22 protein-coding genes are annotated in these 19,517 nt (G+C 45.9%); 8 read left to right on the top strand and 14 right to left on the bottom strand.

Annotated features, from left to right (window positions below; translation table 11 throughout):
• Positions 1-18: 18 nt before the first annotated feature.
• The 8 genes from N186_RS06305 to tmk all read right to left on the bottom strand — a co-directional run bounded on the left by N186_RS06305 (position 19) and on the right by tmk (position 7,236).
• Positions 19-897: a hypothetical protein gene (locus N186_RS06305; RefSeq protein ID WP_148682115.1), complete on the bottom strand. Its 879-nt coding sequence runs from the start codon at positions 895-897 to the stop codon at positions 19-21.
• A complete protein-coding gene (locus N186_RS06300; RefSeq protein WP_020962945.1) occupies positions 897-2,102 on the bottom strand; it encodes a TFIIB-type zinc ribbon-containing protein in 1,206 nt (401 codons plus the stop codon). Before N186_RS06300 ends, N186_RS06305 begins: the two co-directional genes overlap by 1 nt.
• Positions 2,103-2,125: 23 nt before the next feature.
• Positions 2,126-2,812, bottom strand: a complete 687-nt coding sequence (locus N186_RS06295; RefSeq protein WP_020962944.1) for a class I SAM-dependent methyltransferase — start codon at positions 2,810-2,812, stop codon at positions 2,126-2,128.
• A gap of 195 nt (positions 2,813-3,007) precedes the next feature.
• Positions 3,008-3,730 carry an alanyl-tRNA editing protein AlaXM gene (alaXM, locus tag N186_RS06290; protein WP_020962943.1) on the bottom strand — a complete coding sequence of 241 codons (723 nt, stop codon included), beginning with the start codon at positions 3,728-3,730 and terminating at the stop codon, positions 3,008-3,010.
• Between the two features lie 146 nt (positions 3,731-3,876).
• A complete protein-coding gene (locus N186_RS06285) occupies positions 3,877-5,265 on the bottom strand; it encodes a thiamine-phosphate synthase family protein (protein WP_020962942.1) in 1,389 nt (462 codons plus the stop codon).
• A gap of 57 nt (positions 5,266-5,322) precedes the next feature.
• Positions 5,323-5,613, bottom strand: a complete 291-nt coding sequence (locus N186_RS06280; protein WP_020962941.1) for a hypothetical protein — start codon at positions 5,611-5,613, stop codon at positions 5,323-5,325.
• Positions 5,614-5,863: 250 nt separating this feature from the next.
• Entirely contained in the window at positions 5,864-6,448 is a 585-nt protein-coding gene (locus tag N186_RS06275; RefSeq protein ID WP_020962940.1) for a phospholipase D-like domain-containing protein, read from the bottom strand.
• 8 nt (positions 6,449-6,456) lie between these two features.
• On the bottom strand, positions 6,457-7,236 hold the full coding sequence (gene tmk, locus N186_RS06270; protein ID WP_020962939.1) for a dTMP kinase: 780 nt from the start codon (positions 7,234-7,236) through the stop codon (positions 6,457-6,459).
• Between the two features lie 98 nt (positions 7,237-7,334).
• Here tmk and N186_RS06265 point away from each other — a divergent pair, with 98 nt between their 5' ends.
• Genes N186_RS06265 through N186_RS06250 form a run of 4 tightly spaced genes read left to right on the top strand, consistent with a single transcriptional unit; the run spans position 7,335 to position 9,735 of the window.
• Positions 7,335-7,727 (top strand): hypothetical protein, encoded by a 393-nt coding sequence (locus N186_RS06265; RefSeq protein ID WP_020962938.1) that lies wholly within the window; start codon positions 7,335-7,337, stop codon positions 7,725-7,727.
• On the top strand, positions 7,724-8,293 hold the full coding sequence (locus N186_RS06260; RefSeq protein ID WP_020962937.1) for a hypothetical protein: 570 nt from the start codon (positions 7,724-7,726) through the stop codon (positions 8,291-8,293). The genes N186_RS06265 and N186_RS06260 overlap by 4 nt, the downstream gene beginning before the upstream one ends.
• Positions 8,277-9,224, top strand: coding sequence for a DNA repair and recombination protein RadA (radA, locus tag N186_RS06255; RefSeq protein WP_020962936.1), 948 nt, complete (start codon positions 8,277-8,279; stop codon positions 9,222-9,224). The genes N186_RS06260 and radA (N186_RS06255) overlap by 17 nt, the downstream gene beginning before the upstream one ends.
• Positions 9,217-9,735 (top strand): hypothetical protein, encoded by a 519-nt coding sequence (locus N186_RS06250; protein ID WP_020962935.1) that lies wholly within the window; start codon positions 9,217-9,219, stop codon positions 9,733-9,735. Before radA (N186_RS06255) ends, N186_RS06250 begins: the two co-directional genes overlap by 8 nt.
• A 10-nt stretch (positions 9,736-9,745) precedes the next feature.
• Here the strand turns inward: N186_RS06250 and N186_RS06245 are convergent, their stop codons facing one another.
• Positions 9,746-10,777, bottom strand: coding sequence for a hypothetical protein (locus N186_RS06245; RefSeq protein WP_020962934.1), 1,032 nt, complete (start codon positions 10,775-10,777; stop codon positions 9,746-9,748).
• Between the two features lie 57 nt (positions 10,778-10,834).
• A complete protein-coding gene (locus N186_RS06240; RefSeq protein WP_020962933.1) occupies positions 10,835-11,362 on the bottom strand; it encodes a hypothetical protein in 528 nt (175 codons plus the stop codon).
• Positions 11,363-11,482: 120 nt separating this feature from the next.
• Between N186_RS06240 and radA (N186_RS06235) the strand changes: the two genes are divergently transcribed.
• Both radA (N186_RS06235) and N186_RS06230 read left to right on the top strand, forming a co-directional pair.
• Positions 11,483-12,556 carry a DNA repair and recombination protein RadA gene (gene radA / locus N186_RS06235; RefSeq protein WP_020962932.1) on the top strand — a complete coding sequence of 358 codons (1,074 nt, stop codon included), beginning with the start codon at positions 11,483-11,485 and terminating at the stop codon, positions 12,554-12,556.
• Positions 12,557-12,619: 63 nt separating this feature from the next.
• Positions 12,620-12,946 (top strand): 30S ribosomal protein S25e, encoded by a 327-nt coding sequence (locus tag N186_RS06230; RefSeq protein WP_020962931.1) that lies wholly within the window; start codon positions 12,620-12,622, stop codon positions 12,944-12,946.
• A gap of 34 nt (positions 12,947-12,980) precedes the next feature.
• On the opposite strand, the gene N186_RS06225 is transcribed toward N186_RS06230, so the two are convergent.
• Entirely contained in the window at positions 12,981-13,787 is an 807-nt protein-coding gene (locus N186_RS06225; protein WP_020962930.1) for a PolB1-binding protein PBP2 family protein, read from the bottom strand.
• 110 nt (positions 13,788-13,897) lie between these two features.
• On the opposite strand from N186_RS06225, the gene N186_RS06220 reads away from it, so the two are divergent.
• A complete protein-coding gene (locus N186_RS06220; protein ID WP_020962929.1) occupies positions 13,898-16,705 on the top strand; it encodes a DEAD/DEAH box helicase in 2,808 nt (935 codons plus the stop codon).
• A gap of 13 nt (positions 16,706-16,718) precedes the next feature.
• Here N186_RS06220 and N186_RS06215 read toward each other — a convergent pair whose 3' ends face one another.
• Together N186_RS06215 and N186_RS06210 are read right to left on the bottom strand one after the other, a co-directional pair.
• The gene (locus tag N186_RS06215; protein ID WP_020962928.1) at positions 16,719-17,732 is read right to left on the bottom strand and encodes a Gfo/Idh/MocA family oxidoreductase; all 1,014 of its coding nucleotides are present in this window, start codon (positions 17,730-17,732) and stop codon (positions 16,719-16,721) included.
• A 70-nt stretch (positions 17,733-17,802) separates the two neighbouring features.
• Positions 17,803-17,985, bottom strand: coding sequence for a hypothetical protein (locus N186_RS06210; RefSeq protein WP_148682114.1), 183 nt, complete (start codon positions 17,983-17,985; stop codon positions 17,803-17,805).
• A gap of 74 nt (positions 17,986-18,059) precedes the next feature.
• On the opposite strand from N186_RS06210, the gene N186_RS06205 reads away from it, so the two are divergent.
• The gene (locus tag N186_RS06205; RefSeq protein ID WP_020962926.1) at positions 18,060-18,938 is read left to right on the top strand and encodes an SPL family radical SAM protein; all 879 of its coding nucleotides are present in this window, start codon (positions 18,060-18,062) and stop codon (positions 18,936-18,938) included.
• Here N186_RS06205 and N186_RS06200 read toward each other — a convergent pair.
• Positions 18,935-19,498: an ATP cone domain-containing protein gene (locus N186_RS06200; protein WP_020962925.1), complete on the bottom strand. Its 564-nt coding sequence runs from the start codon at positions 19,496-19,498 to the stop codon at positions 18,935-18,937. The two genes, N186_RS06205 and N186_RS06200, sit on opposite strands and share 4 nt — an antisense overlap.
• Between the last annotated feature and the right edge of the window lie 19 nt (positions 19,499-19,517).

The following is a 19,517-nucleotide window of genomic DNA, read 5'->3' as shown; positions in this document are numbered from 1 at the left end:
GGAGGATATGCTCTAGGATTACTCGGCGAAGAATTTTCTAGTAACCACGGTGGAGGTTAGAGCTTTGCTGAAGGACACGCCGCCCACGACTAGGAAGCCAAGCAGGGATGTCAGTGCAAATACAGGGTGATTATTGGAGAAGAGAAGCATTGCTAATCCAAGTATTAGGGATGTGATTCCTCCAAGCATCGCCGCCACGCGGAATCTTAGTTCGACGGGTACCTCGGCGTAGAGAATCCTCGAGTCGGAGGCGTCAGCTATGAACTTGTAATTTTTACCGTTGTAGGTATAATTTACATGGAATATTGGCTGGTGCACGAGTTTTCTTTCGACTATTTCTGTTCCGTCTATCTTTAGTCGGGCCCTGCCCCCGAAGCGGTATGCTAGGGACTGCTGTGCAAGGGAGACTGCCAGCGTCAGAGCTTTTTGGTCTGCCGTGGACGGGTCGATGTCTGGGTTTAGGATTTTACCATTGTTGCTTAGTACATATTTGTGGCTGTAGTATACTTTGCCCGCCAGTGAAAGTCTCGCCTTCTCGATGGGCGAATTAGTTATTGACGTGGATGCTGGCAGGGCAACGTTATGTGTGATTTCTTCTGAGCCGCCTGGATAAGAAACTTTCACCCTTACAACGTAGATCCAGAAGGGATAAAATATTAGGTTATAGTCGTTAAAGGTGGCTTTTTCTGTGAAATCGTTGGGGGTCTCAGGCATCCTCAGAGCCCAAGCCTTGAAGGTCTGAAAGAGGTGCTGTATATCGTAATTGACCCTGCCCATAAGGTGTTCTCCGACCTCGACTCCCTGAAGCGTGAACGCCGTGCCACAGAAGGGACACGTAAGCACTACTTCCCCGGCCTGCCTCTCCACAGTTGCCCCACAGTATGGACAAATAGGCATTAAACCACCTCTGCCGCTTCAAAAGCTGAAGACGCCAGTTTATAGGCTCCTAGGAGGCCCAGTGGAATTACGAGAAAACCCCAGCCGACATCATATCGGAGGGCGAATTCTGTAAATGCGCCAGTAACCAGGACAGCTACCCATGCACTCATCATCTTTGCTACTCGCTCCGCGTTGGAGATGTACCTCTCAGCCCTGATAATTGTGGCTGTTGGGCCAACAAGGGACCCTGCATACAGGTTTCCCTTAACTTTATATGTGAAGAACCAATAAGGCACATATACTAGGTGTTTTTCCGGCGTGTTTACCTGGGTAGATAGGTACTCGATTTGAACCTCTGTAAGTGCCCCCTCTACCTGCCTAGCGGCAGACGTTTCTATCTCGCGGTAGATCTCTGTGTCTATCTCTTTTCTGAGAAGGCCAAGGGCCTCTTCATCACTTACCTCGGCAGAGAGAAAGTTCTCGGCATATTTTTTCAGCTCAGGTGGATCCATTTCCTTTGGTGGATTTGTCTGCCAGGAATGCTCTACCCAGCTCTTTAATTCTCCTGCCCCAAAGATTTCAGCGTAGAGACGGCCGAATGCGCCCTTGAGTGTTTCGAAACGTATTTTGCCGGCAACCTTCTTTGTCCTGGTCTCTGTCCTTACAACTGTTACCCACTCTGTCTCCCTGTTCCTCCTTACCGGCACGCGTTCAGTGCGTTGCACCGTGTAGACTGCTGTCCCCGTATACTCTCCCGTAACATTTACGCGGAAGACCCAGAAAGGGACATAGTACAACGTGGCATTGTCTAGTACTCCTCCAAGCCTTCTTGCGGCTTCTTCTACCGCTTCTCTTGGTGGAGCAGGCCAGACCTTAAAGGCTAGGCTGTGCCCATAGACGTCGCCCGTCCAGCCACAGTAGGGACATACATAGATGACGGTCTCGGGGGTAATGTTTATCGATGCCCCGCACATTGGGCAACGGTGGGAAACGTATATTTCTAGGCTTTCGACCTTGAAGCCCTGTGACTCGAGCATTTTTCTCGCTTCCAGGACGACCCTGTCCCCGTTTAGCTCGCTGTAGGAATGATTGGACAGCGACGCTAGAACACTGGATAAGGCCTCGTCTAGGCCTGGCTGGGGCGGCTTTGCTACTCCAGACAGGTATACTTGTCTTCCGTCACGCGTAGTTGTAGAAACTATCGCCTTTGAGTATTCTCCCATGTGTAAACATATATTGAGAAGTACTAAATAAATTCTTTGGGCTTAGCGGCTACTGTAAGCGTCACGCCGCAGTCGCTACAAGCTTCCTCATAGATCTCTGGAGGAGCAGGGGGAACAGTTAGTGGAGGATAAGCTAGGGACATTAAATGTTTCTGAACCTTGAAGCCCGATGTTGCTAGCAGTTCGTCTACCTCCCTAGCTGTGTAGAGTCTCGCCCTCGCAAGGATCGGGTCGATGCCTTTCCGGGCTATCTCCATGTAAAATTTTCCCCAAGAGCTTTCCCTCTCGATGAAGAGGACGGCAAGGACGCCTCCGGGCTTAAGTATTCTCCATGTTTCCTTTAGGGCCATGGCTGGATCATGGAGAAACTCTATAACGGTTACCATGTATGCAAATGAGAAGTAGCTACTCCTTAAGGGCGTGTCCTCAGCTACACCTGCAACTGCAAAAATGCATCTGCCCCGTGTATAGCCGTGGCGAAGCATTCTAAGGGATGGATCAAGGCACACTATGTCTCTCTCTTCTCGGAGAAGCCCAGAAAACCTGCAGGTCCCAGAACCTATCTCGACGCCGAGCCCCCTGGGCAATACACGTCTAAGCATCTCTGCCTCTGTCTCTAAGACAGCCCTGCCCGACTCGGCATCATACCACGAGTCATAGTTCTCGACGTTTGAATCAAATAGACCAATTATGTTTCTTGTAGCGTCCATTTCCAGGTCAGTAAAAATATTACGCCTAGTTTTATTTTAGTTGCACTCTAATGGCAACACGCAGTTATTTCTAGTGTGCTTTCCCGTGGCTTAACTTCACCTTCGTGACCATGAATCCCATAGGTAGGTCGCTTTTTCGATTCTGAGATCCTCTGTGCGAAGGTTACTTCTTGGCTTTTGGGCGTATGTAGCTTTCTATTCTTTTAGTGAATAGTAGATTCTTTTGCGTTTGGCTCCTTTGCTTTCAAGTTTCTTTAGTACAATTTCTCCAACTTCACACGTGTTTTTCACGTGGGGTCCGCCGTCTGCCTGTATGTCGATGCCTGGGATTTCTACTATTCTGAGTTTCTCTACGCTGGGTGGAAGACGGCCTGCAAGCTTGACTATGCCTGGTATTTTTAGTGCTTCTTCCCTGCTGAGCCAGTATACCTTTACCTCTATGCATTTTTTCAGCACGGTGTTTGTTTCGTCGACTGCCTGCTGGAACGCGGTTTTCCAGTCTTCGACGTTTGAGAGGTCAAAGTCGTCCTTTGCTTCGTCTGGCTGGATGTGCCCGCCAGTGACTAGGGCGCCGTATCTGTTATATAGTATTGATGCTAGGACGTGGGAGGCTGTGTGGAGCCTCATCATCTTGTGTCTTCTCTCCCAGTCTAGGATGCATTTCACTTTGTCTCCTGGCTTCAGCTCTACAGTCCTCGAGAGTACGTGTGCAACGTCGCCGGCTTCTTCTACTGCCTGGACGACTTCTACTTTGTCGCCGTTGGGCAAGACGAGCCAGCCCTTGTCTGTGTCTAGTCCGCCTGAGGGGCCCGGGTGGAAAATTGTTGAGTCGAGGAAGACCTTGTTTCCATCGATTTTTGTGACGGCTGCTTCTGCCTCTTTTAGGTAGCTGTCTTCCTGGAACAAGAGTCTAGCCATATTGGCTTTGTACTATTCTTTGGTATATTTTAATGTTTGCTGGTTGGGTTGGGAAAAAATTCAGCACGCGGTAATCCGGCTCACAGGTCACCGGGGGGCAAATGCGTCATCATCGCTTCAATTTTGGTTTAGGGGAGTATTTATTTTTAGGGCTGTAGGGGGTTTTCTACTAGGAGTTGCCTAATCATATTTGCAAGCTTTAGGGGGTCTTCCCCAAGTATGACCAGTGTCGGCTCTAGGTTTGGCTTGTCTTTGTAGAAGTAGGCCTGTGCCCTGTTGCCGGCTCTAATTGCTCCTATTACTGGGCAAGGCTCCTCATGGCTCGATGCGTCGTAGACTTGTATTCCTGCTTGTTCAAGTTTCTCGACGAGTTCTTTTTTGTAGCGCAGGTTGATGGCCGCTCTATAGGGCAATCCTGATCTTTTAGCTTCTATGAGTAGGTTTGCCAGGTATGTTGAGCCGCCTGGCGCTGGCTTCCCGCATATCTTTGGACCACTTTTTGTCTTGATTATTCTCCCGTCGAGGGCTAGCACTTCCCTGGGATTGTCCGTGTCTCGGGGCAGGTAGGCGATGTTTGTTCCCGTCTCTGATAGCAGGTTGTTTTGGTATAGTATTCGTGCTAGGGACTCTGCGGCTAGTTTTAGCATGGATTCGTCTTTCTCGAGTAGACTTGGCGAGTACAGGGTTTCAACTGGTAACGTTTGTCTTGGTTTCTGGGGCTTCCCGTCTATTAGCACCTGTGTGGTATCTCTAGCAACTACCTTGCCGATCTCTTTGCATTTGATGCCTTTTTCGCTGCAGTAGGAGAGGGGCCCAGGTGGACTATTTGCGATGGCGATTAGTGTTCCATAGCTTGGAGAAGTTAGAGGATCGAGGCCTGAGGGGAAGCCTGGGTATAATGGTATCTCATTACTCTTGATATCTATCGCCACAGAGTATGCCCGTGCAATGTCTTCTATAGCCCTGTAGACTCCTCCCTCGGAGACGTCGTGCAGAAGCTTGAGGCCCGGGGCACTGGCAAGCTGGAGTGCTGTTGGGAGCGGGGTGAGCGTCCTGGGGTCGATTTTTTCTCCCATGAGCCAGGCCGTCTCTAGGCCTACTTCTCCAATCAGGAGAACTGTGTCTCCTGGGCTAGGCCGCTCTCTTTCTCTGACCCTTTTCCCGATTATTGTTGTCGAAGCTATGGGCCACTCAATGCCACGGTATCTGGCTGTGTGTCCACCTATGAGTCTTGTTCCATATTTTTCGCACTCTCTTAGGAAGTCTTTCATTATTTTCTCAATAGTGTCGTCTGTGTAGCCTTCTGGGAAGTTTAGATCTAGCAAAGCGTAGTCTGGACGTGCGAAGCTGACAGCTATGTTTGTGGCAGCGTAGTGGTAGGCAAAGAAGCCTAGAAACTCGTCTGGCACGCCTATCGCAGGATTAACGGTGGCCAAGTAGTCTCCGAAAATCTCGTTGGAGTCTAGCTCGAGCTTCTTCGTGCCTATAGTCTTTAATATTTTATCGAGTGGAACTTTCCCCAGAATACTATCCATGTGTATCTAAAGAGGATGGCCCTATAAATTTCTGTTTAGACCCAATGAAAATATTTTTTACCAAGGAAAGGGATATCCTTGCTCGCGTAGCTTGTTGTATTCTTCTTCTAGACGCTTCTCTATTTCTCTGATTTTTGCCTCTGGAGGAGAGAAGAGCAGTGTTATGCCTATCCAGGCTACTACAAGGAAGAATGTTTCAACAACAAAGAGGGAAGTAATTTTCATTACTAGTAGCTGTGTCTCAACGCTTGCGAAGAGCAGAATGTATGCATAGATGGAGCCTAGAGTAAATGCGAATATGAGAATTATTAGACCTGCAAGCCTGTCCTTGTCGAGGGATTTTTTCATAGGAGACTCTGCGTCTTGGGGCTATAAATTTCTAGCTCCCGTTTCCTATTGACAAGACAAAGACGTAAACCTTACTGGAAACAAAGAAAATTATTCAAATTGTAACTTATGGGGCTGGTTATCTATTGTAACATTTACTCCGGCCTACTGTGTTCTTTATCCTTAGCTCGCGTTCTTTTTATGAAAGAATGAAAAATTAAATGTGTTCCATGTTTTGGCTGATGTCTATTTTCGTTGTTTTTGACTATTTTTAGTTGCCGCTGTATATCTGCATGAAGTACTTTGTCTCTTGTTTGGCTATGTTTTCATCGTATATTGCTACGCTTGCCTCATGGTTCCTCATGAACGCCGAGTAGCTCCAGTTGTGGGAACCTACGATAACTATGTAGCCGTCTATTATGATGAGTTTTGTATGTGTAGTCCTAGATCTTGTATCGTATCTTACTGGAACCCCGTTGTCTAGGAGACGTCTATACGTTAGCTCGTTCTCGTCTATCGTGTTTTCTAGGACGACTTTCACGTCTACTCCTTTCTTTGCTTTAGAGATTAGTAATTCGAGGACTTTTGCCACCTCGTCTGTGTCGCTTTTGAATTCAAACATTGAAATGTAAATGGATTTGTTAGCCTTGGAGAGTAAGTCTAAAAGTTTGGGGTAGTAGTCATCATCGTTGATTATTTCAAGCTTTATGCATTCCCCTTGCGGTACAGGTTGCTGTGGAGCTTGCGCAGTTATTTGTTGGGTCTGGGTTTGGCCCAGGCGGAACCCGGCGTAGAATGCTAGGCTTGCAATGATGACTATGACGAGAACTATGCTTGTTGCGCTTCCACGTCTCATATGATATACTATGTTTTGTTTGCTTTTAAATTTTGTAGGATTTCTTCAACTTTGTCTACGAGTTGCGTGTAGACTTCTTCTATTGTGCCTGACGCGTCTAGAACTATGAACTTGTCTTTTTCCTCCTCCGCCAGTTTTAGGTATTTTTCTCTTACCCTGTACATGTATGTTGGGTCCTCGAAGCGAGTGAGGGAAGACCTATTCCTGAGTCTCTCCATGGCCTTCTCTACTGGTATGTCTAAAAGGAAGACTATGTCGGGCGGCTTTACGAATTTGTTTACTCTACGTATAAAGTCTTGGTCTGCCCCTCTGGATGACTGGTATGCGAGGCTAGCATAAAGGGTTCTGTCAGAGATAACTATTTTTCCCTCGCTTAGCGCAGGTAAGACTATTTCTCGTTGAAGTATAATCCTGTCTGCCGCAAAAAGGTAGACTTCTGCCTCGACGTCCAGGTTATATTTGTAAAGAACTTCCTTTATTGCTTGTACCCATGGTTCCCTTACAACAATCACACTGTAGCCCTTGTTTGTGAGGTACTCGTATAGCAGGGATGCTTGTGTTGTTTTTCCAGAGCCATCTATTCCTTCGAGGGCTATGTAGAGGCCTCCGGGTATCTTGACTGGGTTTCCGCCGTAGTTTTTCTTTTTCTCAGTTTTTATTAGTCCATGTCTGGGGCAATAGTATTCTATTATTAATTCACCTGTTGGTGTGGCTGTTCTTTCGATTTTTGGGGTAATGTAGTCTCCGCAGTGGGGGCAGAATATTTTTTCTCCTACTGACTGGTTCATGTAGCTCGTTATGACGACTTCTATCTTATAGTTTTCTTGTATAACTATGTTATGCAGGATGATAACAAATTTATATTTGAAGATAATAAAGTTATATTGTGGATGAGTTTACACGTATTGTAGGCTGGCTTACGAGGATTGGCGAATCAGAAGTCCTGCTAAGCGAGATCTCTAGGAACAATAGGAAGGCAAGAGAGGTCGTTGATCTCTTGGGAAAGTATGGCTTGATAAACTACCAGAAGAAGGGGAGGTTTCAACTTGTTTCTCTTAGCCATAAAGGTTTAGAGGCATATCGTCACATTCTCGCCGCTAGGAGGGTTATCTATGGAGAGGAGATTACTCCAAGAGAGCCTCTTGCTTCCAGGCTACCTGAGAGATCGAGCGGGCCCGAAATGGGCATTGAAACAAGTAGCGAGCTTCCAAGTTATCTTCGTGATAATCCGTGGCTTGAGGTTTTAGCTAGTAGGAGCCGTGGGAGGGTGTTTGGATGAGTAGACAGGTTGTTGTTGGGAAAGAGGTTTTTTCCCTTAGCCATCTCAAGGTTTTTCGAAGAGAAGAAATTGAGAAGTTTATGGGAGACGTTGCTGGGGAGTTGACATTTCTGTCCGAGAACACTGTGGTTGTTTTTTCTCCAATCCGGCTAGAGGTTTCCTTTTGCGGGGAAAAACACGTCTTGTCTCCAGGCTTGACGCATGTTAGGGGGACACAGTTGGAGATAGCTGGTGGAGCATACTTGCCAGCTTTTCTTGACGAGGAGTACCTAGAGTACCTGCTTTTCGACCTGCCCCGTGAACTTGACAAGAAGCGTGTGCCCATCGTTGTCGAGGATAGCCACAAAAGGTTTACTAGGTGGGTTCATGAGGGGTTAATGTACTCCTATGACATATTGTCGCGTATAGCAAAGGTGTACAGGGTCCCGATAATAGTGTATGGGGACAGGGAGACCGAAAACATGTGGAGTTTCGTAAAGACATTTGCATGTGAGAAGATAGAGGGTAGGGGTAAGTGTTTCGTCGATGGGAAGCCGTGTGGTGAGGGCGATGCCGCTTCCTATTGAAGAGCTAGGAAAAGAAGAGGGCATAGGCAAGGTAACAATTTCTAGGCTCAAGAATGCTGGGATAGATACCGTTGAGGAGCTGTTGCTTTTCAACCCTGAGGAGCTTGAAGAAATAGCTGGCATAGAATTCGAGAGAGCGCTTAGGCTAGTTAGAACTGCTAGAAGGCTTGCCCGGTGGGAAGTAAGTGTCCAGAAGGGAGACGAATATGCTTCCCAGATTTCTGGGCGAGACACTCTCTCCACTGGTGTAAGTGGTATCGACGAGTTGCTTGGGGGTGGTCTTGTTGTTCAGGAAATCTACGAGTTTGCGGGTGAATATGGTTCCGGAAAGACACAACTCTGTCACCAGCTCTCCGTAACTGCACAGTTGCCGCCTGGGAAAGGTGGGCTGGGAGGAAAAACTATCTACATTGACACTGAGGGGACGTTTAGTCCCGAGAGGGTAACGAAGATTGCAGAAAGATTTGGCGTTAAAGATCCGCTCGAGAATGTATTCGTGGCTAGACCTATAAATGTAGATGAGCTGGAAGAGCTTGTTGTAAGAGGCTTGAAGCCGTATTTAAGACAGGGCGTAAAACTAGTCATTATAGACTCTGTTATAGCGCTTTATAGGGCACAATTTAGGGGGCGAGAATGGCTTGCGATGCGTCAGCAGAGGATAAACTATGTTTTGGACTGGCTCAAGAGGCTTAGCAGGCTTTACGACTTGTTGATAGTTATAACTAACCAGGTTGTCTCTGTGCCGAGTAGCTGGGGCGTGGCCGTTAAGTTGCCAGCAGGTGGAAACATTATAGCACACGCCTCTACGCATAGGTTTTTCTTGAAGAAAGCAGGCGACTCCTGGCTTATGGAAGTCCTTGACTCGCCTAGGTTGGCAAAAGGTGCGTCTGCACAGTTCACCATCAAGGATGATGGAGTCTGGGATGCCTGAAGAGGCTCTTGTATACGGATATAGGTTACTTAGGACTGCTATTAATAGGTTCGAGAAGGCCAAGGTGTCAAGAGACCCAAAAATTAGTGTTACAGAGATTTCTTTGAGGCTGGCTAGAGGCAAGGGCAAGGGCTATGAGGAAGGTCTCAGGGTACATTCAAGTATATTTGGCGATGTCGACTGGATACTAGAGTATAGAGACGTGTGTATTCCTTTTCCTCTGGCATGGCTTTTTAGGTTTGGCTGGGTTCATGGTGTGGCCGATACTATATGTTTCAGGTCTTTGGTGCCTTATAAGATTGTAGAGGTAAAAAGCTATGATGAGGTAAAGCTCTCTGAGGCAACACAGGCCAGCGTATATGGGCTCCTAGTTTTCCTAAACTTCGGAGTAAAGCCCGTCGTCTACGTTGAGACGCCACATCGCCTTGTCTTAGTGAGTGATTGGGAGGAGAAGGCTCTAGATGCATTGCTCTATGCTCCCAAGATTATTCGTAGAGAAAAGAATACGTAGGAATGCTACGCTAGAGCTCATATATGTCGTAGTTCGCTTTTCTGCGGTGTACATGTAGTGCTTCATATACTATTCCTATGTTGTATCTACCATTTGCAATAATGTCTCCAAAGGGAACTGTGTAGCGTTTGTTGGCTGTGACATAGCCAAACAGCGTAAAATCTAGTATAGCTGTACACGTATAGAGGGTTTCTGCTAGTTGCTTTTCTTCGTAGGGGTCTGGGAAGAGAAACGTATAGACTGTTCCTGTGCCGGTCAGGGCGTAAGTGTTTTGGACGTAGTGTAGGCTTGAGAGTGCCCATGCTATGTGTTCTTCGTGTCCCCGCGTTGTCTTTATTTGTAGTAGCCTTGTTGCATATCCGGGGGGTGGGTTAATTATTACCTCGTTTTCTAGTCTTATGGGCTTAACGTGGCTGGTATAGTGATAGTTTAGCGTCTGGTTTTTCATGTTTTTTCTTTGGGCTAGTTGTGATAGCTTTAGGAAGGGGTTCCTCGTAAACTCTGCTACTAGCTCGAGGTCTAGATTGTCTATTTTCTGTTGTTGCTTCGGTGGCGGCGTATGTACCAATTTTCTGGTTTCTAGGAGCTCTGTAAGCTGTAGAGTATTGGATGTTATTTTGCCGTGCATGTAGACTGTAAGCGGAGAAGAGTAGGGGTTCCAAGAGAAGCTTGTTATCCTCCACATTTGATTGGGGTCTGCTTGTAGTATGTCTGCAAAGTCTTTTTGTGCTCCATCTGGGATTAGTGCTCTCAGCATGAGTATTTTTTGCTTGGATTTTATTAGGGTAGTTTTCTGTATTATGTATGGTATGTTTTTTTCCATTATGTCTTGGGAGAAGGGTAAAAGCATGAGGTATTCTATTAGACCTATGGAGGCGTAGTCAAATTTGCCGTAGATCTTTATTCCTTTCCTTTCAAGACCCGTGATAAGTTTAGACACGTAGGACGGAGTTGTCTTTAGGCTTCTTGCAATGTCGATGTATTTCCTCGCTACAACTGCATACTTTAAAGCGTTGTATTCAAGTTCTCTTAGTTTCTGCAAAGCCGCACCACAAACTAGAAGGCGCGAAAAAAATTAATTTTTACTTGTCAAAAGTTGCTAAGTTTCCAAATGCAGGACGCCTTCTAGGAGTTTCTCGAGCGTGTAGCCTTCATCCAGCTTTATTCGAGGCAGGAGGACTGCTAGAAGCTTAAACTTTTCCTCTGAAGTCTTTTTAATTTCCAAGATCTTAGCCTTGATCTTTTCTAGATACTGCAAGTATTCTTCCCCCGTCCTATAGCTGTTTTGCCAATCATAGAGAGCATACAGTGTTGCCCCCAGGATTTTTCCTCTGTCAAGGTCTGGAAACAAAGAGTCTTCTCTGATAATCTCGGCTATCTCTATGATTCTATTAAGGGCTTCCTCGCCAACCCTTGTTAAATAGGTTTTTCGATTCCTTCTCTCGATGAGACCCCTGACAATAAAGCCGTAGGTAATTAAGTATGGATCTATCTGGTCAAACCCAATACCAGAGAGAACGCCGCTAGGTGTCGCCCTGTTGTTACGTTTGTTCCACTCTTCGGAAAGATAGCTCACTATAGTCTTTAGGGCTTCGTGGAGTTCGCCATATACCTGTTCTTGACGCATGATATGACTGTGGTATATCCATCTAATTAAGCTTTATTTCTTATCTGTGTTTACTTTCGGTCTACTTCAACGACAACGTTTTTATATTTATGGTGTAAGTTTTACTCGGAGTGTCTAGTAATGCCTAAGAAAGAAAAGGTAAAGGTTGAAGAAGAGGAAAAAACATTTGAAGAAGAGATTGATGCAGATAAGCTAGCAGAGGAGATTTTGGAAGAAGAACCACTTGAACCGTCTGAAGAGGAAGTTCCCGAGGGAGAAATAAGACTAGAGGACCTAGATGGCGTGGGGAGAATCACTGCTCAGAAGCTTAGGGCGGCTGGTTTCTACTCTGTGCGTGACCTTGCGTTTGCTTCTGCACATGAGCTAGCTGTTGTCCTTGGTTCTGAAGAGAGGGCCATAGCCATAATCCGGGCTGCACAGAAACTGGTTAATAGAGGAGAGGAATTCATCACTGCTAGGGTGCTTTTTGAAAAGAGGAAGAACCTTGAATACATCAGTACTGGTGTTCGTAGTTTGGATGATTTGTTGGAGGGTGGTGTTGAGGTTGGTAGTATTACTGAGCTGATTGGTGAGTTTGGTGCTGGTAAGACTCAGATTTGCCACCAGCTAGCGGTGATGGTCCAGCTACCGAAGGAGAAGGGAGGCCTCAACGCTAGGGCACTATACATAGACACAGAGGGCACCTTCAGGCCGGAGAGAATAATACAGATAGCAAGGGCAAAACAGCTAGACCCAGAAAAGGCACTAGAAAACATAATCTACGCAAGAGCATACAATAGCGATCACCAAATGCTCTTGGTAGATGAGGCTAAGAAATACATTGAAAGTCAGAATATTAGACTGATAATTGTCGACAGCCTCATTAATCACTTCAGAGCTGAATATCCAGGCCGCGAAAACCTGGCATCAAGACAACAAAAACTCAACAGGCATATTAGCCAGCTTCACCGGCTTGCTAGCCTATACAACCTGGCCGTTGTTGTTACTAACCAAGTTATGTCGTCACCGGACATCTTCTTCGGAAACCCCATGAAGCCAGCAGGCGGAAACATAATGGCTCATGGATGTACATACAGGATTTGGCTCAGGAAGGCAAAAGAGGGCAAACGTATAGCAAGAATCATAGACAGCCCCAAGCATGCTGAGAAAGAGGTCGCCTTCGCTATAACAGAGGACGGCGTCACCGACATTTAAAAACTGTTTAGATGCGAAAACTTTTTAGGCAAACTCTCCCATAGTATCAACCAGGTGTGAATCATGGGAGGTAAGAAGAGACCCACAGTCTCGGCCCTAGAAAAGAGAGCCACGAAAGAAGAAACAACAAAGAAGAAAGAAGAAAGCAAAAAACCCCAGATGAAGTTAGAAGCTTCAACAGGGAACTTGACAGAGGTTTCCCTCGAGCAAATAATAAAGGAACTCAAGGGCTTAAGGTACATTACGCCTTACGTTTTAGCTTCGAGATTTTCCATAAAACTTAGCAGGGCAAAGAAGACACTGAAAGAGCTTGAGCAGAGAGGCCTAGTTGTTGCTGTGGACAGGAACTCTAAAGTCCCAATATATGTTCCTGCCTCAAGGAAGAAGTAGCTGGAAACAAATTTGCAGTTTTTTACTAGGGAATTTAAGTCGAGAAGATGTCCGCAATGTTCTTTTCTTTAAGATAGCTTTTCGCGACTTCAATTAATTCCTTCTTTGCATTTACGACATCTAGCTCGGTGATCTCTATGAGGCCCTTCCTGGCCAGCTCATTTATGACTTTGATTGGGTCTTTGACTCCCATTCCCATTAAATCGTCTATGAGGCGTAGTCTCCCAACACTCCAATATTTCCCGAGGTAGCGTATAGCGGTTTCAAGGTCTGATGTTATCTCGAGATCTTGGAACATTACTGGTTCTGCTGCTCTAGTTTGTTGCGGGGGCTCTGGCTCTCGCCGGTTATCGAATGTAAATATTTGGGGTTCATTTTGCCGGCTGGGAGGGGGCTCTGTTAGTTGTTCAGGCTCGTGGAGAGGTTCTTCTTCGGGCTTTTCCATATCTTGATCATTTTCAGATTCCTTGGGTTCCTCTTGTTGTTCTAGAAAAGCTAGGAGGGACGGCCCCTTAGCTGGCTTTTTAACGGAAGTTTTCCGTTGTTTCTTTTTCTCTTCTCTTAAAGCTATTTGTTTGGGTTGGATAGGGGTTTTTTCTGCGGTCGCTTCTAGGTAGTATAGGCTAGTGGGAACCTCTATGTGGAAGATTTCGTCAATGATTATCTTGTCTGTTGTTGCTTGGAAGCTTCTATCCTTGAGTAGTTCTTGTACAACAATGTATAGGATAACCGAGCTTAAACCTTTGTTCTTGCTCCAACTTACCAGCTCTTCTGCAGATACCCTTTTTTTCTGTTTTATATATTCTGAAAGCTCTCTGGTCAGCTCTGTTATCTCCTCCATTTCCTACTTCAATAATTAGACATGTGGCTTTATTAAGATTAGCGTGTGTGAATCGTCTTTGGGAAAGAATTTATTTTGAGCCTTACTTTATGCGTTGAACATGGATATATATGGAGGGCGTTGAACTGCGTAGGCTCAGCAATTTACTCCAAGAGGAGCTTATAAAGGGACTGGAGAGGCTTGGCTACAAGACACTTAATTATATACAGGTGAAGTCTCTAGAGGCATCTAGACACTACCAAAATATCCTTATTGTTGCACCTACTGGAGCCGGAAAAACAGAGGCGGCTATTCTACCAGTTCTCCGCGACCTCATCAATGAGGGGGGCGAACCTATCTTTGCAATTTATATTTCTCCGCTACGTGCTCTCAATAGGGACATTTATGACCGAATGATTGAGCTTTTCCAAATGTTTGGATTCGAGGCAGAGATTCGACATGGAGATACGCCTCAAAAAACACGTAAAAAGATAGCCGAGAAACCACCCCACTTTCTGATTACAACTCCCGAGACAGCTCAGTTTCTGTTGGTTGATAAAAGGTATCGGGAAAAATTGCGTAACATCAGATGGGTCATAGTGGACGAGGTTCACGAGTTGCTGGACGACAAGAGGGGTGCACAGCTCTCGCTCGCCTTGGAACGCTTGAGACTAATTGCGCCTAACTTAAAAATAATAGGACTGTCGGCTACGCTCAAAGACCCCTACACTGCTCTTCGACTTCTTTCTGGTAGAAGAGGCGGAACCGTAATAGAATGGCAGGAAAGAAAAATTTACGAAATAAGCATTGAGGAGCTTGGGAACGAGGCAAATCTGGAAGAAAGAGTTGAAAAAGTTGCCTCGTATTGCCGAGACGGGGGTGTAATAGTTTTTACCAATACTAGGGATACTGCAGAGCTCATAGGAAGAATATTGACTCATGAATATGGGCTAAATGTTAGGGTACATCATGGTAGCCTTTCAAGAGCCGAAAGGGAGGAGGCTGAGAGACTCTTTAAGGAGGGAAGAATAGATGCCATTATTGCAACGTCCAGCCTCGAGCTAGGTGTGGACATCGGTTATGCAAGACTTGTAGTTCAGTTTGGGTCCCCAAAGCAAGCAATAAAGCTTGTACAAAGAGTTGGAAGAGCTGGTCACAGTTTATTGGAAAAATCGAGAGGTGTCATTGTACCATTATTTCTCGAGGATGCGGTGGAGTCGGCCGTCCTAGCTAGGAGGAGCGTCAATGGGGACCTAGAGGAGCAAGCACCACACGAGAAACCTCTAGACGTGTTGGCACACCAAATAGCAGGGCTCGTACTCGAGTATCGTGAAATAAGTCTTGAAAAACTCTACGACGTAGTGACTCGGTCACTTCCCTTTGAAAATTTATCTCTAAAAGAACTAATAGATCTCCTGGAGTTTATGCGTTCCATAGGAATAATCAGATTTTCAAATGGAAATATCACTATGGGAAGAAGAACAATTTCATATTACTACTCTTCAGCTTCCATGATTCCTGAATCCTTCTCGTTTGACGTTGTTGAGATGGCGTCAAGGAGAATAATTGGTTCCCTAGACTACTCCTTCGCTTCACTTATAGGCAAAGGCAAGATAATCATTCTAGGCGGAAAAGCGTGGAACGTAGAAGAAGTAGACATAGAGGCAAACAAGGTATACGTCACGGAAAACATACATGAATTCGGCGAACCACCCATATGGACAGGGATGACCCTACCTGTAGATAGAAAAGTTGCACGCGAGGTCGCTTCCCTCTATAGACGCATAGCTGAAAACATGTCATCAAGTGGAGAGCTGGAAAAACTTCGAAGAATGTATGGTTTACCGGAAGAAGCCTTCAAGAAAACTGTGGAGCTTGTAGGCAAGACTCTTGAAGCGTTGGGAACTGTTCCAAGCGAGAAAAATACCCTTGTAGAACTCGTGAGGAACAGGGATAAGACCCTCGTTCTGGTTCACTCCTATCTCGGTACGAAGGGGAATAACCTGCTTGCCTTTCTCCTAGCAGATGCTTATCGGGGATATACTGGATCCTCTGCTAAATATTTCTCCGACCCCTACAGGGTTCTGCTTGTTAGCGAGTCTTATGTGCCGCCGGGAAAGCTTAGAGAAATATTGGTGGAGGGGCTGAAATGGAAACTTCGTTTTCTCAGCGATGTTATACGGGAGAGCAATTCATATCTAATTGAGTTCACACACGTTGCTTCAAAGATGGGCATAATAGACATAAAGAAGTCGAGACCAGAGCCAGGAGTCTTGTCAAATATTAGGAGGAAACTTGTAGGGACGCCTGTCGATGCGGAAGCTATAAGGGCAACTATATTTGAGCACTTCGACCTTCGTTCAGTAGAAGAATTCCTACAAGACATAGAAAGAGGCAAAAGACCAATAATAATAAAAGAACTAAACGACTTGACACCTCTAGCGCAGTTAATATTTGAGAAGCCGACCGTGAAGGCGGGTGTAGTTGCATCAGATATACCCGCCTCTGGCATCATACAGGCAATTATAAAGAGGATCGAGAACTCGCACGTCCTACTCTACTGTATAAACTGTGGACAATGGTGGCAGACAATAAAGGTTGCTGATTACCATTTGTTTTCCAAGTGTCCGCGTTGTGGCTCAAGAGCCCTCGCAGTTCTAAGACCATACGAGGAAGAAAAGATAAAGATCCTCGAAAAATGGAGGAGAAAGGAAAACCTGTCAGCAGACGAGAAAAAATTTGTTGAGAAAGCTAGGCAATCCGCTTCTCTTGTCTTGTCGTATGGATATCCAGCAGTATTTGTCCTCGCAGGTCACGGTGTTGGGCCCACAACTGCTAAAAACATATTATCAAAAGGCGTCAGCATGGAGGCTCTAGCGAGGAATGTTCTCCAGGCAGAGGCAAACTATACGAGGACAAGAAAATACTGGGAAGAATGAAAAAAGCTTTCTTTTAAAGGGTTCTTCTAACGGAAATTGGTCTTTGTTCCTTGACACTCCTCCAGCATGCTTCAGCTATCTCGACGACCCTTAATCCGTCTACCCCCGTTATCGGTGGCTTCTCGTCCCGCAGTATCGAGTTGATGAAGGCAGCGTCCTCAAGGACATATGCGTCATAGAACCTTGACCAGAACCATTGAACCCCTCTGTATATCAACCCGTCCTTGGATCCCACGGCTAGATTGGGGTCAGTTTGTGACCCAACATATATAGTGCCGTCTGTTCCCATGATTTCTGTACGAAGGTCATAGCCGAAGACGCTTTTCCTGCTCCCGTGTATTAGACCGTATCCTCCTCCCTCGAACTCGAAATTGATTGTTACCACGTCTAAGTCGCCTTTCTGCTTAATTTCGTTGTAGAGGAGCGCGTCGCCCTTGACATAGACCTCCTTAACTTCTTTACCCATTAGGTACCGGGCCATGTCGAAGTCGTGGGAAAGCATGTCCAGAAATATGCCGCCGCTTAGTCTGGGATCCTGTGCCCATCCGGGCGGCGCCCCTGGGTCCCGAGCAATATTTATAAAGACTAGGGGATTTCCGATTGAGCCTTCAACAATTTTCTTCTTTGCTGTAGCGTAAGCATCGTCGAATCTTCGCATGTAGCCGACCATTAGCTTGACGTCGGCCTTTTCAGCGGCCTTGATTGCCTCGATGGCCTCACTGGATGTGACAGTTATAGGCTTCTCGGTAAACACGTGTTTGCCGGCTTCCGCGGCTTTAACTATCATTTCCTTGTGGAGATTAGTAGGAGTCGTTATGAAGACAGCATCTACCTCTGGGTCTTTGAGCAACGCGTCATAGTCTGTATAAGCCTTTACTTTGTATTTTTCTGCAACAGAGTTGGCCAACTCGGAAACTACATCCATGACTGCGACTAGGCGGGCGTTTTCTAGCCGAGTAAAAGTTATTTCTGCGTGAACCTTGCCAATTCGTCCCAGACCAGCTACTGCCACATTTACCTTTGGCATTCTTTATCGTGGAAAGATTCTTTTTAAAACTGCATTAAAACATATCTGGAAATGTTTAAATAAAAATGCCTTAAAGGAAAAGCAAGAGATATATCGCTAGTAAACTCATGAGAGAGCCCAGCACAATAAAGAAGAGCCACTGGCTTGTCTTCTCCTTTGCCTCTAGGTGTGGAGTCTGGTGTCTCTTCCATTCTTCGTACTCGAGCCTAGCAAAGGGGGATGCCCTTTCCTGGACTTCCTCTTCATCCATCATGCCTCAACACATTTTGTACCATAAAAATTTATGTTTCCAAGAAAACTCTGAGTAAATATCGACGGAGAGGCCCAATGAGCTACATTCGACCTTTTGACCCATGGCGAGGAAAAAGCCTGTGCACCTGTCCTTTCAAGTATACAGTAAACCCCTACACAGGTTGCCAGCACAGGTGCCTCTACTGCTATGCATCCAGCTACATAAAGAACTTTTTCAATCCTCGCCCCAAAGCCAACTTTTTAGAGACTGCCAGAAAAGATATTTCAAAGATACCTAGGGGATCAATAATCAACATAAGCAGTAGTAGCGACCCCTACCAGCCTCTGGAGTCAAAGTACCAATACACTAGGCGCCTCCTTGAGCTAGTTTCAGACAACTATGTCATTGAGATAGTCACTAAATCTGACCTAGTAACCCGTGATATAGACATACTTTCCAAGGCGAGAAGCGTCGTATCAATAACCATCACAACACTCGACGAGACCCTGGCGAGAAGGCTAGAGCCGGGCGCACCCTTCCCATCGAGGAGAATCTATGCGATAAAGAAGCTTACAGAAGCCGGCGTGCCAGTCGTCCTGAGATATGACCCGATAATCCCGGGCTTAAACGATTCAAAAGAATCTATCTCAGCCGTGCTAGAGGCCGCAGTAACGGCTGGAGCTAGGCACGTCGTGTCCTCCACATATAAAATCAAGCCCGACAACCTGGCCAGAATGCTTTCAGAATTCCCAGACCTAGAGGCAAAGTTCGAACACATTTATCGAGACAGGAAAAACAGGATACAGGGCTACCTATATGCAGACAAAGAATACCGCTACAGGACACTCTCAACGGTAAGAGACATAGCTCACAGCTTAGGCGTCACATTTGCAACATGCAGGGAAGGACTATACCAGCTAAATGATAAAGGAGTTACCTGTGATGGCACTTCGCTTGCAACCAGAAATTCCTAGACAACTGGCTTCTTTAGCTCGTAGGGTTTCCATCCTAGTTTCTGGCGGAAGTCGTTTATCATTTGGACGGATTTTTCCTTTTCTTCTTTGGGCATGTGCTTGCTCTTTAGTACTCCCATTAGCAAAGCATAGAGCCTCGCGTTAATTGTTGCCTTTGATACGCCGTATTTTAGGTCTTCTTCTAACTCGTGGAGGATCCCTTCTACTTCCTCTGAAGAGGACAGCCCTTTGGGGCCTATGTCTTTGACTTCTCTTCCGAGGTAGAGGTGGCCTTTTTCGACTACAATATATTTTCCGTCCTCGAAGGTGATTCTGCCCTTAGTTATCCTGTCGTAGAAGGTCCATGCTTCGTAGGCTTGTGGGGCTAGTTCTTTTAGTCTCGCGAGGACATATCTGCGTATCTCGCTCGTGGTCATTCCTTCTTGTAGTTTTGACTCTACTTCTTTGGCAATTTCTATGGCTATTTCTTCAGGTGCGCCAGCATCTACGATGGATTTGATCAATTTGTTTCTATCGAATTCCTCTAGTTTTCCTGTGCTTTTTACAATTTTCTTCGGCATAATGGTCAAAAATATTTAT

Origin of the sequence: Thermofilum adornatum, from assembly GCF_000446015.1 — an archaeon.
In the GTDB taxonomy this organism is placed as follows: Archaea; Thermoproteota; Thermoprotei; order Thermofilales; family Thermofilaceae; genus Thermofilum; species Thermofilum adornatum.
The sequence above is the reverse complement of the archived record's forward strand: the minus strand, read 5'-3'. Positions and strand labels throughout refer to the sequence as shown.